Genomic DNA, 15,425 nt, shown 5'->3' with positions numbered 1-15,425 from the left:
CGGTCCCCGACGGGGCACGGCGACCAGACCCATGCCATGAACGGAAAGGCAAGAATAAGTGAACAGTTTCATGCGGAACGCGCTCGTCTGGGGCCTGATCATTCTCCTCCTCCTTGCGCTCTTCAACCTGTTTGAAGGTTCGGGCAAGAAAGCCCCCGAGGTCGCCTACAGCCAGTTTATCGAAGCTGTCGAGCAGAACCGGGTGGCGAGTGTGGAACGCACCGGCCAGGATGTAACGGGCACCTACACCAGCGGTGAAACCTTCCGCGTGACGGTGCCGCTGTTTGACGGCGACCTGACGACGATCCTGCGCGAGCATAATGTTGTCCACAAGGAAACCAAGGAAGAGCAGGGCATCCTCGTTGGCATGCTCCTTTCGTGGCTGCCTTTCATCCTGCTGATCGGTGTTTGGATCTTCTTCATGCGCCAGATGCAAGGCCGTGGCGGCGGTGGCGGGGCCATGGGCTTCGGCAAGTCGCGCGCCCGCCTGCTGACCGAAAAGCAAGGCCGTGTGACGTTTGAAGACGTGGCCGGCATCGAGGAAGCCAAGGAAGAGCTTGAGGAAATCGTCGAATTCCTGCGCGACCCGCAGAAATTCCAGCGCCTTGGCGGCAAAATCCCCAAGGGCGCGCTGCTCGTTGGTCCTCCGGGTACAGGTAAAACGCTTCTGGCCCGCGCCATTGCGGGTGAAGCAAACGTACCCTTCTTCACCATTTCAGGTTCGGACTTCGTGGAAATGTTCGTCGGTGTCGGTGCATCCCGTGTGCGCGACATGTTCGAACAGGCCAAGAAAAACGCCCCTTGCATCATCTTCATCGACGAGATCGACGCGGTTGGCCGCCACCGCGGTGCCGGCCTTGGTGGCGGCAACGACGAACGCGAGCAGACCCTGAACCAGCTGCTTGTCGAGATGGACGGCTTTGAAGCGAATGAAGGCATCATCATCGTGGCGGCCACCAACCGTCCGGATGTGCTGGACCCCGCGCTGCTGCGTCCCGGCCGTTTCGACCGTCAGGTCGTGGTGCCGAACCCCGATATCCAGGGCCGCGAGAAGATCCTTGGCGTTCACATGAAGAAAGTGCCGCTGGCACCGGATGTGGATGTGAATGTGATCGCGCGCGGCACGCCGGGCTTCTCGGGCGCTGACCTGATGAACCTTGTGAACGAAGCGGCCCTTCTGGCGGCTCGTCGCGGCAAGAAAATCGTTGCCATGGCAGATTTCGATGCTGCCAAGGACAAGGTGATGATGGGTGCCGAGCGGCGCTCGATGGTGATGACGGAAGACGAAAAACGCCTGACCGCCTATCACGAAGGTGGCCACGCCCTCGTCACGCTGCACTGCCCGTCGTCGGACCCGATCCACAAGGCGACCATCATTCCGCGCGGTCGTGCGCTCGGTATGGTGATGCGCCTGCCGGAACGCGACCAGTATTCGCAGAGCCGCGAGAAGATGCACGACAACCTCGCCATCGCCATGGGCGGTCGCGTGGCGGAAGAGGTCATCTTCGGTTACGACAAGGTTACCTCGGGTGCATCGAGCGATATCCAGTATGCCACCAACCTCGCCCGTGCGATGGTCACCAAATGGGGCATGTCCGACAAGCTTGGTCCGCTGCTCTATAGTGCCAACGAGGAAGAAGTGTTCCTCGGACACTCGGTTGCACGCCAGCAGAATATGTCGGACGAGACCTCGAAGCTGATCGACCAGGAAATCAAGGCCTTCGTTGTCGGCGCTACCGACCGCGCGAAGAAAATCCTGACCGATCATCTGGACGACCTGCACAAGCTTGCCGGTGCGCTGCTTGAGTATGAAACCCTGTCGGGCGACGAGATCAAGGCGCTGCTGCGCGGCGAGAAAATCCGCGAAGGCGACGGCAAGGACAAGGGCAATCCGCCCTCCAAGCCCGCCCCTTCAAGCGCGGTGCCGACAACCGGTGTGGGCTCCACGCCAGAACCGCAGCCGGGCACCTGAGCCCGACTGAGAGACAAGACCAAAGCGCCCCGGCCCCTACTTGACGAAAGGGCCGGGGCTCTGATTCCAAGCCCCGATTTCGGAGGAAAGCCGCGATGCCATCCCTCGACCTCATGACCCTGCCTGCCGATGCGCGTGCCTATCTGATCCCGATGGGCGGTGTGCGGGAGCCCGGGGCGGCTGGCTGGCGGCTCGGTGGCAGTGGCCTGCGCTACCCCATCGCCCGGCTGATCGTGCGGCTGGACCGTGACCGGGTGGTGGACCGCATTCTGCCCGTGGCCGAGATCGAAACGCTTGCCATGCCCGATGCGATGCGGGTGCGGGTGGATGCGCTGAAGGCGGCGCTTGCGGCCCCGCGCATGCCGTTGACGCTCGAAGGCGGTCGCATGCTCGCCATGACGCGCCCGCTTGTGATGGCCATACTGAATGTCACGCCCGACAGCTTCTCGGACGGCGGCAAGCATCTTGACCCCGATGCCGCCATTGCGGCCGCGCGGGCCATGCGGGCGGCAGGCGCCGATATCATCGATGTGGGCGGCGAAAGCACCCGGCCGGGCGCCAAGCCCGTGTGGGAAGGCGAGGAAGCCGAACGCATCCTGCCGGTGATCCGCGCGCTTGCCGGGGACGGCACGCCGATTTCGGTCGATACCCGCCACGCCTCCGTCATGGAAAAGGCGCTGGCCGCCGGCGCCCATATCCTCAATGATGTCAGCGCCCTGACACACGATCCTGAAGCACTGAGAATCGCGTCGGAATCGACGGCACCTGTGATTCTGATGCATGCCAAGGGCGAAGCCGCCGATGTGCCGGACTATGAGGACCTCTTGCTGGAGGTCTTCGACTTTCTGGAAGCACGCATCGAGGCCTGTGTGGCCGCGGGCATTGCGCGCGAGCGGATCATTGTCGATCCCGGCATCGGTTTCGGCAAGGCGGTACTGAAAGACAATCTGGCGCTGATGAACAATCTGGCGCTTTTCCACACTCTTGGTGTGCCGCTGCTGGTGGGGGCTTCCCGCAAGCGCTTCATTGGCGCGGCAACGGGGGTTGAGGAAGCGGACAAGCGCCTTGTGGGCTCGCTGGCGGCGGCCACCCATGCCGTGGCCCAAGGCACCCATATCGTGCGGGTTCATGACGTAGCCGAAACGGTTGAAGCCATGAAACTGGCGCAGGCCTTCCATGATGCCGCCATGATGGACGTGCCAATGGAAGATGATTAAAGTGGCGTCAACGCGCGAACCCAGGGACAGTTTCCAATGAGCAAACGCAAATATTTCGGCACCGACGGCATCCGCGGACGGGTCAATGAAGGCCATATGACGCCCGATGTGGCGCTTCGGGTCGGGCTCGCCGCCGGCAAGGCCTTTGTGCGCGGCGACCATGTGCACCGGGTGGTGATCGGCAAGGACACCCGCCGGTCCGGCTATATGTACGAACCGGCGCTGGCTTCGGGCTTTGTGGCGGCCGGCATGGATGTGATCCTTGTGGGGCCGATGCCGACCCCGGCCATCGCCATGCTGGTCAAATCGCTGCGCGCTGATCTTGGCGTGATGATTTCAGCGAGCCACAATCCGCACGACGACAATGGCATCAAATTCTTCGGTCCCGATGGCTACAAGCTTTCGGACGAGCAGGAACTGGCGATCGAGGCCATGATCGATGGCGACACCAGCGATATCCTGCAGCCGTCGCTCACGCTCGGCCACGCCCGGCGGCTTGATGACGCTGGCGGCCGCTATGTGGAATTCGCCAAGGCAACCGTGCCTGCGGGGGTCACCTTCGACGGCCTCAAAGTGGTTGTCGATTGCGCTAACGGGGCGGCCTACAAGGTGGCGCCGACCGTGCTTTGGGAACTGGGCGCCGATGTGATCCCGATGGGCGTTTCGCCGAACGGCTACAATATCAATGCCGAATGCGGCTCCACCCACCCCGAGGCCATGTGCGAACGCGTGCGCAAGGAAGGCGCCGATATCGGCATCGCGCTGGATGGTGATGCCGACCGGCTGATCCTCTGCGACGAGAACGGCAAGATCGTGGACGGCGACCAGATCATGGCGCTGATCACCCGCAACTGGGCGCGCCGCGGTATCCTGAAGGGCGGCGGGCTTGTCGCCACCGTCATGTCGAACCTTGGGCTAGAGCGCCTGTTGAAATCCGAAGGGCTGACGCTGGAACGCACGGCCGTTGGTGACCGCTATGTGGTGGAACGCATGCGTGCCGGTGGCTTCAACGTGGGCGGCGAGCAATCGGGCCATGTGGTGCTGTCTGATTTCACGACAACCGGTGACGGGCTTGTGTCTGCCCTGCAGGTGATGACCGAAATCGTCCAGTCCGGCCAGAAGGCATCGGTTGCCTGCAAACAGTTCGAGGCCGTACCGCAGCTTCTGAAAAGCGTGCGCTACAAGGCCGCCGATCCGCTGTCTGACGCCAAGGTGACGGCCGCGATCAAGGCGGCAGAGGCAGAGCTCAATGGCTCCGGTCGCCTCCTGATCCGCAAGTCGGGCACCGAACCGGTGATCCGCGTGATGGCGGAAGGCGACGATGATGCGCTTGTCGCCCGCGTCGTTCACACCATCGCCGACGAGATCGAGGCAGCCCGTTGACCCAAACGACGCCCTCGGGCCGCGTGCTGATCATCGCCGGATCGGATTCCGGCGGCGGGGCAGGCATTCAGGCCGATATCAAAACGGTGACCCGTTTCGGCGCCTATGCCGCAACGGCGGTCACTGCCATCACCGTGCAGAACACGCTCGGTGTATCGGACGTGCATGCGATCCCGGCGCCGGTTGTGGCCGCGCAGATACGGGCGGTGCTTGATGATATCGGCGCGGATGTCGTGAAAACCGGCATGCTGGCAACGGCGGAACTGGTGCATGCGGTCGCCGATGCGCTTGATGCGTCCGGCTTCAAGGGCAAGCTGGTGATCGACCCCGTGATGGTGTCCACGTCCGGTGATCGGCTCCTTGCAGACAATGCGGTGGAAGCCCTGAAGGCCCGCCTTATCGCGCGCGCCGATGTGGTGACGCCGAACCTCGCCGAGGCTGCTGTGCTGACAGGCCGTCCGATCCATTCACCCTTCGATATGGCGCGGGCAGGGCAGGAAATTCTCGCGCTTGGCGCCAGGGCGGCGATCATGAAGGGCGGGCATCTCGAGGATGAAACGGTGACCGATCTTCTCGTTACCGCTGACGATATCAAAAGCATCGAAGGCGCAAAGATCGATACGCGCCACACCCACGGCACCGGCTGTACGCTGGCGAGCGGTGTGGCGGCGGCACTGGCACTCGGTGATGACCTGCCGACGGCCTTCGTTCGTGCACGCGGCTTTGTGGCAAACGCGATTGCCGCCGCACCGGGCTTTGGCAAGGGGCACGGCCCGCTTGGCCATGCGACCGCCGATGTGCCGGAAGGGGAAGGCGCATGAGCGAGCTTTTCACCCGCGTGCGCGGCGAGGGGCCGGTTCTTCTGATGATGCATGGCCTGTTCGGGTCCGCCGACAACCTTGGGGGTATCGCGCGTATTCTGGAAGAAGACTTCAAGGTCATTTCCGTCGACATGCGCGGCCATGGCCGCAGCCCGCATGGCGGCGATATCAGCTATCCCCACATGGCGGCCGATGCCGCGCGGGTGCTGGACGCGCACGGTGTGGACAGCGCCTTCGTGTTTGGTCATTCGATGGGCGGCAAAACGGCGATGCAGCTGGCGCTTTCCTACCCCGAACGCGTGTCGAAACTGGTGGTGGGGGACATCAGCCCCGTCGCCTATCCGCGCCATCACGAGCGCATTCTGGAAGGCATGAAAGCGGTGGCGGCAGCGGCCCCCGGCAGCCGGGCGGGTGCCGAAGAACTGCTTGCGCCCTATGTGGACGAGCCCGAAGTCCTCAGCTTCCTCCTCACCAACTGGCGACGGCGCGAGGGAGGAGATGCATGGGGATGGCGGCTCGACCTTGACGGAATCGTCAAAGACTATCAGAATCTGATGGCCGGCAACGAGGGGGCGCCTTATGCCGGCCCCGTTCTGTTCCTCAGGGGCGGTGACTCGGACTATATCCAGCCGACGCACAGGGAAGCGGTTCTGGCCCTTTTCCCGGCGGCGGAGGTAAGGACGATCACCGGCACCGGTCACTGGCTGCATGCCGAGAAGCCGGACCTTGTGGCGCGGACGATCCGCAAATTTTTACTGGGATGAAACCTTTTGGCCTCAGTCTAGGGCCATGTGCATCGAGTTAGGGAGGACGCGCGTCGTGCGGGTCAAAGGCTTCAGGAACATCATGCGGGCTGCTCTTTTGGGCGGTCTTTCGCTTGCGGTGGCCAACACCGCGGCTGCCTTGCCACTGGGCGAGGCGATCAACCGGTTCCAGGGCCAGTTCAGCGACGAGATGCGACAGACCGGCGCGCCGGGTGCGGCGTGGGTCATCGTTGAAGGTGACCGCGTCGCCGGTATGGGTACATGGGGTATCAAGGCGCAGGGCAGCCCGGACCGGGTGACCGAAAACACCGTTTTCCGTCTCGCCTCCGTATCGAAAACCTTTGCTGCCAGCCTGACGACGATCCTTGTGAACGAAGGCCGCATCTCGCTTGATGCGCCTGTGGCTGGCTATGTGCCTGCATTCCAGACCAAATATGCCTCCACGAAATCGGCGCTGACGCTGAGGGACGTTCTCTCGCACCAGACCGGTTATGTGCATAACGCCTATGACGGCATGATCGAAGGCGGACGGACGCTCGATCAGATCCTGCCCTACTTCGGCACGCTGAAGCCGAACTGCAAGCCGGGCACCTGCTACGGTTACCAGAACGTGCTTTTCTCGATCGTCGAGCCGGTGGTCGAAAAATCCACGGGCAATCCCTATGAAAACCTGATCCGTGACCGCCTGTTCACGCCGCTTGGCATGAACACGGCCTCTGTCGGTTATGAAGGCTATCTGCAATCGCCCGACAAGGCGTCGCCCCACGTGCTGGTGGCCAAGCGCACCTATCGCAAGACGCGGGTGAAGGAGACCTATTATCACTTCAATCCGGCAGCGGGCGTAAATGCCAGCATCACCGATATGTCCAAATGGCTGTCAGCCCAGCTCGGCAAACGTCCCGATGTGCTGCCGGATGGCTCCATCGGCATGATGACGAAGAAGGAAGTCCGCACGCTTCGGGAAATGTCCAAACGCCGCTGGCGGCCGTATCTGACGAACGCGCACTATGGCCTTGGCTGGCGCATCTATGATTTCGGCGATGATACGCTTGTCTATCACTTCGGCGCGGTGGAAGGCTTCCGCGCGCTTGTCGCCTATTCCAAATCCCGCAACGTGGGTATCTCGATCCTCACGAACGGCGGCTCGAACGAGATTGACGAACTGAACGTCGCCTTCTGGGCGGCCCTGCAGGCGAACGAAGTGGCAGATGCCACCCCGATCCCCGTTCAGCAGAAAGCCGTTGTCAAGGTTGCCGCTGCCGCCCCCGCCAAGTCCCGCTTCCCGGCTGTGCTGCCGAAAGCAAAACCGGCGCGTCCCTGATCACATCGGCGGTAACACCGTAAAGTCCGGCAGGTCGATTTCGATCTCGGCCGGGATTTCACCGTTGCCCTCAAGGAAGCTGTGGATCGCCTGATGCACGTCGGGGGACGCCATGAACAGATTGTGGCCGGCATTGCGGACCGCCACATAGGTCGCGTTTGTCAGCCCCGCTGTGGCCTCCCGCTGGCTTTCCTGATAGGTGCGGCCGTCCAGCGTGCCGCTCAGCACCAGCACCGGCGTATCGCCCTTGGGGTTGGTGCGGAAATCATCCCCCAGGTCCAGCCCCGGCCACACGCCTGCCACGTGCGGCATCGGGAAATTCAGATAGTCGGCCAGTAGCGCCGTTTTCGCCTGTTCGCGAACGAGGGCAAAGCGCGCTTCGCTGATCCCTGATGCCATGTCCATGGCGGTCGGCATCGCTGACATGCCGATGGGCGGGCGCGGGTCGAAGAAGCGGAAGATCAGGTTGGCGGCGAGTGTGGCGTCGCCGCCGTCCACCATCGAATAGACGCTCAGCAGCAGGGCGATGTTTTCAGGATCGGCGATCAGCGCCGACGCCAGCGATTGCAAATGCCCGCGCTGCAGAAGGAAGGTCTCGCCCTCTGTGCCGGGGATGGACACGATCATTGGCGTGGTGTCGAGCCGCGCATGGACGTGTCGCATCAGTCCTGCGACATCGGGATACAGCGCCTTCGCTTTGGGTTGCGTGTCGATGGCTGCTTGCACCCGCGCAAAATAGGCGTCGGTGCGGGCCGGCAGTTTCACGGTCTGGTCGAGCCCTTCGACGCTCGCCAGCACGGCGCGGTCGATCTCGTCGGGGATTTCCTTGAGGGCGGCAAGCGCCAGATGCGTGCCATAGGAAATGCCCCAAAGAGCGATCCGTTCCGCGCCAAGTTCCTGCCGGAGCGCCGAAAGGTCCTGCACGCTTTCAAGCGTTGTGTAGCCCGCAAGGTCGATACCCTGACCCTGCCAGAAGGCACCGCATTCAACGGTCGCTTTGCGATAAAGGGCCGCATAGGCGGCGTCGCTGACGGGCGCGTCAATTGGTACGGTCACCGAGGACGAACAATGGGGCAGGCGGGTGGACTGGCCCGTACCGCGCTGGTCGAAAGCGATCACATCCCCGTGCTGACGCAAGGCCATAAACAGCGGGAAGCGCTGTCGCTCCGCCGTGCCGCTGCCCGGTGCACCCGGCCCGCCCGCCAGATAGACGATGGGGTTGCCGTGCTTTTCACCGGTTGCCGGAAATCGGACGTAAGAAAGGGTGATCTGGCGGCTGGCAGGGTTGGCCCGGTGTTCCGGCACCGTGAAGGTGCCGTGGAAGGCTTCGACCTTTTCGCCGCTTGCAGCGGTGAAGGTGATGGGCTCCTCCGCTGCCTGCGCTGCGTGGGCGATGACGCCAATGGCCATAGCAAGAAGGTTGCTTTTGGGTTTCTGAAACATGCTGTCGTTTCCCGGTGTGCTTTTTGGACTAGGGCCCCAATCTGGCCGGGAAAGCAGCCGTCACGCATGTGCGCACCGGTGAGCGGCGGCGCGGGATCGGTAAGCGGTCGTGACTATCGGCGGGCGGCAGGCTAGGGTCCGCGAATGACCAGACGCATTCTCATATCGCTCTTGCTGCTCCTCGGGGCTATGCCCGCCTTCGCCGACGCCTATGTAATGATCGATACGGGCCGTGTGGATGTTTGCCCGGCGCAGGGCGAAAGCACGCCACCTGACTTTACGGGCGCGGATTGCCGGCAGGTGTCCTTCTGGGACATTGATCCGCAAGCAGCGCACCTGTGGCTCAGGGCGCTGGTGGTGCTCGGTGATGAACAGTTTGGGGCCGAGGTGCCGTTGGGGCTTTATGTTTCAGGCAAGGCATCGAGCCGGGTATGGCTGAACGGCGTGAAGCTGGGCGAGAATGGTGTCCCGGCAAATACCCCTCAGGCAGAAGTGCCGGGGCAGATGGATGCCGTTTTCTATGTGCCGCAACGGATGCTCAAGAGCGGCGAAAATGAAATCGTCTTCGAGCTTTCAGGTCACCACGGCTTTCTGCATCTGGTGCAGCCGCTGCATTTTATCATCGTCGGACCCTATTCGGACGGGCCGGGGATCGCTGTTTACATGCCATGGGGCAGCCTGGTTGCCTTTGGCATCCTGATTGCCGGCGGGCTTTTCTTTCTGGTAAGCGCTGTGCGCGGGGAAGACCGTGAAGGATCGGTGCTGCTGTCATTGGCTTCCTTCCTGGCTGCAACCCAGCTCTTTGCCGAAATCAGCCGCAGCTTCATCGCCTATGCTTACCCCTGGCACGATGTGCGGTTGATGGCGATCCTTGGTTGCGCATTCCTGTTCAGCCTGTGTCTGGCGGCCAATCTTCTGCTGCGGTTGACCGGTCTTTCAAGGGCGCGGCGTTATCAGACGCTCGCCGGTGTTGCCGCCTTGATGCTTGCCCTGGCGGCGGTGTCGCAAGGCTTCGATGGCATGACGCTCGCTGTCCTCACGGTGCCGATCCTTCTGGGGGTGGGGTTCGGTATCTGGCAAGCCTTCAGGCGGCGACGCGGGGCCCTCTCATATGCGCTGGCGTTCGCGGTGTTGGGGGCGCTTGTCTGGTGGCAGCCTGACCGGTTCCTCGATGCCTATCTCTATTACGCAATCGCGGCGCTTCTGCTGTTTCTCTTTTACCAGCAGGCCATGTTGCTCGCTGACCTGAGGCGGGAACGACGGCTACTGGCGCGGCGGGCCGAGCATCTGGAGTTCGTGCTGGCACAGGCGGAGCAAAAGGCCGAGCCCCTGCGGCTGGAGGTCACGTCGGGTGGCCAGACACGCTATGTCTCCACCGACCGGATTGTTCAGTTCAAGGGCGCGGACGATTATGTGGAAATTCATTTCGAGGACGGCACCACGAGCCTTTTTAACGGCACGCTCGCAGCGCTCGAAGAAAGGCTGCCGGAAGCCTTCCTGCGCATTCACCGCTCGCATATCGCCAATACAGCCCATGTGCAAAGCCTGACCCGCGACAGCAACGGTGCGGGCCAGATCGAGTTTGCAAACGGGACATCAGCCCCGGTCAGTCGCCGGATATTGCCGAAGGTGAAATCGGCGCTGGCTGCACCCTAGAAAGGCTCGGGCTCGACCTGCGGCTTGCGGCGGTTCTTGTCTTTTTCGCGCGGCTTTACGTCAAAACGGGCGGTATCGCGCATCAGGGCGGTGAGTTCCTCATCCGAGAGAACGCAGTTCTTGTCGATATCGGCCGCGAGGAATGTGTTGTCGGCGGGGGCTGCAAATTCCGGCAGGTCCAGCAATTCGTCCCCGTTCTTGTCCAGCAGTTCAAACCGGTGGAACACGTAAACGCGGTCCTCGAAGGGAGCGGCGCGGAACTCGTCTTCATCAAGCGTGCGGGAATGATCGGTGTCCAGCTGTTCGAAAAGCTTGCGGCGGGCAATGGCCGTGTCGTCGCAGTCCGCGATGCCGTCGCCGTTCTGGTCGAATCGTTCCATCAGGCTCGCCTTCAGTGATTTCGCAACCTCGGGCGGGATCGGGCGGGGCGGCGGCCCTTCTCGGCGCGACCCACCGCCGCAGGCGGTAAGGCTGAGGGCAAGGAGGGTGTAGACTGCAAGACGCTTCGAGACCAAGACGGGTCCTTTCTTCTGAGTGACTTGCCCTGATACGGCAACAAGGGGCAAGGGCCTTCGGGGGCAGTGAAGACCAATGCGCCGCGGCTGTCACGCAATAATCGAAGTGCGGGGGCTGGCGTCGCGCAAGAATGTGATTGTGTCGGATTGGCCTTTCGGATAGTGTCCGCCGCGGACACATCCCCCGACTGGGATGCCGCCGTCTGGAAGGTCGGCACAAACCCCGGGACACGCTGCCCCAACGCAGCGCTCCTATCTGTAAGGATAGACCAAAATGACTACGGCAACCGACGCCACCAAACCGACCAAAAAACCGGCTCGCCCGGAATTCTCGTCCGGCCCCTGCGCCAAGCGACCCGGCTGGACCCTCGATGCCCTTGAAAATGCTCTCCTTGGCCGCTCGCACCGTTCGAAGCCCGGCAAGGTCCGTCTCAAGGACGCCATCGACAAAACCCGCGAAATTCTGAAAGTCCCCGCCGATTATCGCATCGGCATCGTCGCGGCATCCGATACGGGTGCGGTCGAGATGGCCATGTGGTCGCTTCTGGGCGCCCGCGGCGTGGACATGCTGGCATGGGAAAGCTTCGGCTCCGGCTGGGTCACCGATGTGGTGAAGCAACTGAAGCTTGCCGATGTGCGCAAGTTTGAAGCCGGCTACGGCGACCTGCCTGACCTTGCCGCGGTCGATACCGACCGCGATGTGGTCTTCACCTGGAACGGCACCACCTCGGGCGTCAAAGTCCCGAACGGTGACTGGATCAAGGCTGACCGTCAAGGCCTCACCATCTGTGACGCCACCTCGGCGGCCTTCGCCATGGATCTGCCCTGGGACAAGCTCGATGTTGTCACCTACAGCTGGCAAAAAGTGCTCGGCGGTGAAGCCGCGCACGGCGTGCTGATCCTGTCGCCCCGCGCTGTCGAGCGGCTGGAAAGCTACACGCCCGCGTGGCCGATGCCCAAAATCTTCCGCATGACCAAAGGCGGCAAGCTCATTGAAGGTATCTTCACTGGCGAGACGATCAATACGCCTTCGATGCTCTGCGTTGAAGACTATATCGATGCGCTCGACTGGGCGGCGGAAATCGGCGGTCTTGATGGCCTCATTGGCCGCTCGAACGCCAACCTCAAGGTTCTGGAAGATTGGGTCGCCAAAACGGCTTGGGTCGATTTCCTTGCCGCCACGCCGGAGACGCGCTCCAACACCAGCGTGTGCCTGAAGGTTGTGGATGCCGACGTGGTCGCCGCCGACGCTGAAAAGCAGGCTGCTGTGGCCAAGAAGATCGCGTCGCTTCTGGACGCTGAAGGTGTTGCCTACGACATCGGCGCCTACCGCGATGCCCCGGCAGGCCTCCGCATCTGGGCCGGCGCCACCGTTGACGCCGCTGACCTTGAAGCGCTGACCCATTGGCTCGACTGGGCCTTTGCTTCTGCCAAGGCGTCCGTCCTCGCCTGATTTCCAGCGATTGCCGCGGGGCCGCTGATGGCCCCGCCATTCCCGAGACATACATATTTTCCGAAAGGATGAGATCATGCCCAAGGTGCTGATTTCCGATAAAATGAGCCCGCTTGCCGAACAGACCTTCAAGGAAGCCGGCGTCGAAGTTGACTATAAACCCGGGATGACCAAGGAAGAGCTCGCTGCCGTAATCGGCGAATACGATGGCCTCGCCATCCGCTCGTCCACCAAAGTGACCCCGACCATTCTGGCCGCTGCCAAGAACCTGAAGGTGATCGGCCGCGCCGGTATCGGCGTCGATAACGTCGACGTGCCGGCAGCTACGAACGCCGGTGTGGTGGTGATGAACACCCCCTTCGGCAACTCGATCACCACGGCAGAACATGCCATTGCCCTGATGTTGGCGCTGGCCCGCGAAATCCCGCAGGCGAACGCGTCGACGCACGCAGGCAAGTGGGAAAAGTCGGGCTTCATGGGTGTGGAGCTGACCGGCAAGACCCTTGGCCTGATCGGTGCGGGCAACATCGGCTCGATCGTCGCTGACCGGGCTCAAGGCCTGAAGATGAAGGTCGTGGCGTTCGATCCGTTCCTGTCGGCTGAACGCGCGGCTGACCTCGGTGTGGCGAAGGTTGAACTCGACGAGCTCTTCAAGCGCGCCGATTTCATCACCCTTCACACCCCGCTGACCGACCAGACCCGCGGCATCATCGGCAAGGCTTCCTTCGAGAAAATGAAGAAGGGCGTTCGCATCATCAACTGTGCCCGTGGCGGCCTGATTGACGAAGAAGCACTCAAGGACGCGCTCGATAGCGGCAAGGTGGCCGGTGCCGCCCTTGATGTGTTCGCTGTAGAGCCGGCTGAAGCCAACGCACTTTTCAACCATCCGAAAGTGATCTGTACCCCGCACCTTGGCGCTTCGACGACCGAAGCACAGGTCAATGTGGCGCTGCAGGTTGCCGAGCAGATGGCCGAATATCTGATGACTGGCGGTGTGACGAACGCCCTGAACATGCCGTCCGTTTCGGCTGAAGATGCGCCGAAGCTGAAGCCCTATATGGCGCTTGCCGGCCAGATCGGCTCGTTTGCCGGCCAGCTGACTGAGCATGGCCTGAAGAAGATCACGGTCGAGTATGAAGGCCATGTGGCGGAACTGAACACCAAGCCGCTCACCGCTGCTGTGCTGCAAGGCCTGCTGTCGCCGCTGATGTCCAGCGTCAACATGGTCAACGCGCCCGTGATCGCCAAGGAACGCAATATCGACGTGACCGAGACGAAGCATGACCGCGAGGGCGACTATCAGACCCTGATCAAGCTGACGGTCGAGACCGAGCACCAGACCCGCACGGTTTCGGGTACGCTCTTTGCCAACGGCGCACCGCGTATCGTGGAAGTGAACGGTGTCCGTATGGAAGCCGAGCTCGCCCCGAACATGCTCTATGTCATCAATAATGACAAACCGGGCTTCATCGGTGCACTCGGTACGCTTCTCGGCCATAATGGCGTCAATATCGCCACCTTCGCGCTCGGCCGTCGTGTCGAAGGCGAAGAAGCGGTGTGCCTTGTGGCAGTGGACCAGCCGATCAAGGACATTGTGCTTGACCAGCTGACCGCTCTCGCTCATGTACGTCAGGCGAAGAAACTTTCGTTCTGATATAGGGCTTACAGGGAGGCAGGGTCTGTCATGACCGCTCCGAAAGACAAGATGGCGGGTGTTCAATACGCCCGCCTCGCACTTTTGCCGGATGGATTCCGCGACACGCTGGCGCCCGCGGCCGAGCATGAAGCTTCGGTCGTGCGTGCGCTTGTGGACGTATTCCAGACCTATGGATACGCGCGCGTTTCGCCGCCCCTTGTGGAATATGAAGACAGCCTGATCGCCGGGCCGGGTGCCGCCAAGACCAAGGCGATGTTCCGCCTGATGGACCCTGATACCCAGCGCGTGATGGCGATCCGCACCGACATGACCGTGCAGGCCTCGCGCCTTGCCGCCACGCGGCTGGCCGATGCGCCGCGCCCCTTGCGGCTGGCCTATGCCGGCAGCTGCCTGCGCGTGAAGGGCAGCCAGATTCGCCCCGCACGGCAGTTTTTCCAGGCGGGGTTCGAGCTGATCGGTTCGGCAAGCCTTGAAGCCGAGATTGAGGCCCTGGTGTTGGCAGTCGAATCGCTGCATGCCGTTGGCATCAATGAGCTGACGGTTGATCTGACGCTCGCCCCCATCATCGGGGTGCTGGCCGAACAGTTCAAACTGGAAGGCGATGCCCGGGACGCTGCTGTGAGCGCGCTGGACGCCAAGGATATCGGGGCGCTTGACCAGTTCGCAGGTGCCGTGCACGAAACTTTCGCCGGGCTTATCTCGGCTGCCGGCACTGCCGCGCACGCCTTGCCGCGGCTTGAGGCACTGTCCCTTAAAGGGCACGCCGGCAAGCTGACCGCGCGGCTCGCCCGGTTGGTGGACGCGATCCAGACCCGCCTGCCGGATGTGGGCGTCACAGTCGATCCGTGCGAGACCCATGGTTTCGAATACAAGACCGGCATCGGATTCGCGCTTTTCTCGCGTTCGGCACGCGGTGAGCTCGGCCGGGGCGGGCGTTACCTTGTCTCCGCGCCCGATGGCACCACGGAAGAAGCGGTGGGCTTTTCGGTCTATCTTGATGTGCTGATGGCCGCCTTGCCGGCACCGGCGCGGGCGGATCTTGTTTATGTGCCTTACGAGGCAGGCCACGCGGCGGCCGCAAAGCTGCGCGCCGAAGGCTGGCGGGCCATTCAAGGCTTGACAGAAGAGGCCGATCCGCTCAAAGAAGCGCGGCGCCTCGGCTGCACACACGTGCTTGCCGGGGATAAAGTCGTTTCTGTCTGACGTTTCAGCGCGAAATCCGG

General features: G+C 62.4%; 12 protein-coding genes. 10 read left to right on the top strand and 2 right to left on the bottom strand.

Annotated features, from left to right (window positions below):
- Nucleotides 1-58: 58 nt before the first annotated feature.
- From ftsH to PH603_RS14650, 6 genes are all read left to right on the top strand, one after another.
- A complete protein-coding gene (ftsH, locus tag PH603_RS14675) occupies nucleotides 59-1,972 on the top strand; it encodes an ATP-dependent zinc metalloprotease FtsH (RefSeq protein WP_289503380.1) in 1,914 nt (637 codons plus the stop codon).
- A gap of 95 nt (nucleotides 1,973-2,067) precedes the next feature.
- The gene (gene folP / locus PH603_RS14670) at nucleotides 2,068-3,189 is read left to right on the top strand and encodes a dihydropteroate synthase (RefSeq protein ID WP_289503378.1); all 1,122 of its coding nucleotides are present in this window, start codon (nucleotides 2,068-2,070) and stop codon (nucleotides 3,187-3,189) included.
- Nucleotides 3,190-3,225: 36 nt separating this feature from the next.
- Nucleotides 3,226-4,572, top strand: a complete 1,347-nt coding sequence (gene glmM / locus PH603_RS14665) for a phosphoglucosamine mutase (RefSeq protein WP_289503376.1) — start codon at nucleotides 3,226-3,228, stop codon at nucleotides 4,570-4,572.
- Nucleotides 4,569-5,393 carry a bifunctional hydroxymethylpyrimidine kinase/phosphomethylpyrimidine kinase gene (gene thiD, locus PH603_RS14660; protein ID WP_289503374.1) on the top strand — a complete coding sequence of 275 codons (825 nt, stop codon included), beginning with the start codon at nucleotides 4,569-4,571 and terminating at the stop codon, nucleotides 5,391-5,393. The genes glmM and thiD overlap by 4 nt, the downstream gene beginning before the upstream one ends.
- Nucleotides 5,390-6,157: an alpha/beta fold hydrolase gene (locus PH603_RS14655; protein ID WP_289503372.1), complete on the top strand. Its 768-nt coding sequence runs from the start codon at nucleotides 5,390-5,392 to the stop codon at nucleotides 6,155-6,157. The genes thiD and PH603_RS14655 overlap by 4 nt, the downstream gene beginning before the upstream one ends.
- 82 nt (nucleotides 6,158-6,239) lie before the next feature.
- The gene (locus PH603_RS14650) at nucleotides 6,240-7,478 is read left to right on the top strand and encodes a serine hydrolase domain-containing protein (RefSeq protein ID WP_289503370.1); all 1,239 of its coding nucleotides are present in this window, start codon (nucleotides 6,240-6,242) and stop codon (nucleotides 7,476-7,478) included.
- On the opposite strand, the gene PH603_RS14645 is transcribed toward PH603_RS14650, so the two are convergent.
- Nucleotides 7,479-8,921: an alpha/beta fold hydrolase gene (locus tag PH603_RS14645; RefSeq protein WP_289503369.1), complete on the bottom strand. Its 1,443-nt coding sequence runs from the start codon at nucleotides 8,919-8,921 to the stop codon at nucleotides 7,479-7,481.
- A 144-nt stretch (nucleotides 8,922-9,065) separates the two neighbouring features.
- On the opposite strand from PH603_RS14645, the gene PH603_RS14640 reads away from it, so the two are divergent.
- Nucleotides 9,066-10,577, top strand: a complete 1,512-nt coding sequence (locus tag PH603_RS14640) for a LytTR family DNA-binding domain-containing protein (protein WP_289503368.1) — start codon at nucleotides 9,066-9,068, stop codon at nucleotides 10,575-10,577.
- Here the strand turns inward: PH603_RS14640 and PH603_RS14635 are convergent.
- Entirely contained in the window at nucleotides 10,574-11,092 is a 519-nt protein-coding gene (locus PH603_RS14635) for an EF-hand domain-containing protein (RefSeq protein ID WP_289503366.1), read from the bottom strand. The genes PH603_RS14640 and PH603_RS14635 overlap by 4 nt on opposite strands.
- Nucleotides 11,093-11,366: 274 nt before the next feature.
- Between PH603_RS14635 and PH603_RS14630 the strand changes: the two genes are divergently transcribed.
- The 3 genes from PH603_RS14630 (at nucleotide 11,367) to PH603_RS14620 (ending at nucleotide 15,405) form a co-directional block, all read left to right on the top strand.
- Entirely contained in the window at nucleotides 11,367-12,545 is a 1,179-nt protein-coding gene (locus PH603_RS14630) for a phosphoserine transaminase (RefSeq protein WP_289503364.1), read from the top strand.
- Between the two features lie 76 nt (nucleotides 12,546-12,621).
- Nucleotides 12,622-14,199, top strand: coding sequence for a phosphoglycerate dehydrogenase (gene serA, locus PH603_RS14625; RefSeq protein ID WP_289503362.1), 1,578 nt, complete (start codon nucleotides 12,622-12,624; stop codon nucleotides 14,197-14,199).
- A 30-nt stretch (nucleotides 14,200-14,229) separates the two neighbouring features.
- Complete coding sequence (locus PH603_RS14620) at nucleotides 14,230-15,405, top strand: ATP phosphoribosyltransferase regulatory subunit (RefSeq protein ID WP_289503360.1); 1,176 nt, start codon at nucleotides 14,230-14,232, stop codon at nucleotides 15,403-15,405.
- Nucleotides 15,406-15,425 lie beyond the last annotated feature (20 nt).

Origin of the sequence: Gimibacter soli, assembly GCF_028463845.1 — a bacterium.
GTDB lineage: Bacteria > Pseudomonadota > Alphaproteobacteria > Sphingomonadales > Kordiimonadaceae > Gimibacter > Gimibacter soli.
The sequence above is the reverse complement of the archived record's forward strand: the minus strand, read 5'-3'. Positions and strand labels throughout refer to the sequence as shown.

Excerpts from the sequence above, each read along its gene's own strand:
- folP (WP_289503378.1), top strand. The coding sequence starts at position 2,068 with ATGCCATCCCTCGACCTCATGACCCTGCCTGCCGATGCGCGTGCCTAT.
- glmM (WP_289503376.1), top strand. The coding sequence starts at position 3,226 with ATGAGCAAACGCAAATATTTCGGCACCGACGGCATCCGCGGACGGGTC.
- PH603_RS14655 (WP_289503372.1), top strand. The coding sequence starts at position 5,390 with ATGAGCGAGCTTTTCACCCGCGTGCGCGGCGAGGGGCCGGTTCTTCTG.
- PH603_RS14650 (WP_289503370.1), top strand. The coding sequence starts at position 6,240 with ATGCGGGCTGCTCTTTTGGGCGGTCTTTCGCTTGCGGTGGCCAACACC.
- PH603_RS14645 (WP_289503369.1), bottom strand. The coding sequence starts at position 8,921 with ATGTTTCAGAAACCCAAAAGCAACCTTCTTGCTATGGCCATTGGCGTC.
- PH603_RS14640 (WP_289503368.1), top strand. The coding sequence starts at position 9,066 with ATGACCAGACGCATTCTCATATCGCTCTTGCTGCTCCTCGGGGCTATG.
- PH603_RS14630 (WP_289503364.1), top strand. The coding sequence starts at position 11,367 with ATGACTACGGCAACCGACGCCACCAAACCGACCAAAAAACCGGCTCGC.
- serA (WP_289503362.1), top strand. The coding sequence starts at position 12,622 with ATGCCCAAGGTGCTGATTTCCGATAAAATGAGCCCGCTTGCCGAACAG.
- PH603_RS14620 (WP_289503360.1), top strand. The coding sequence starts at position 14,230 with ATGACCGCTCCGAAAGACAAGATGGCGGGTGTTCAATACGCCCGCCTC.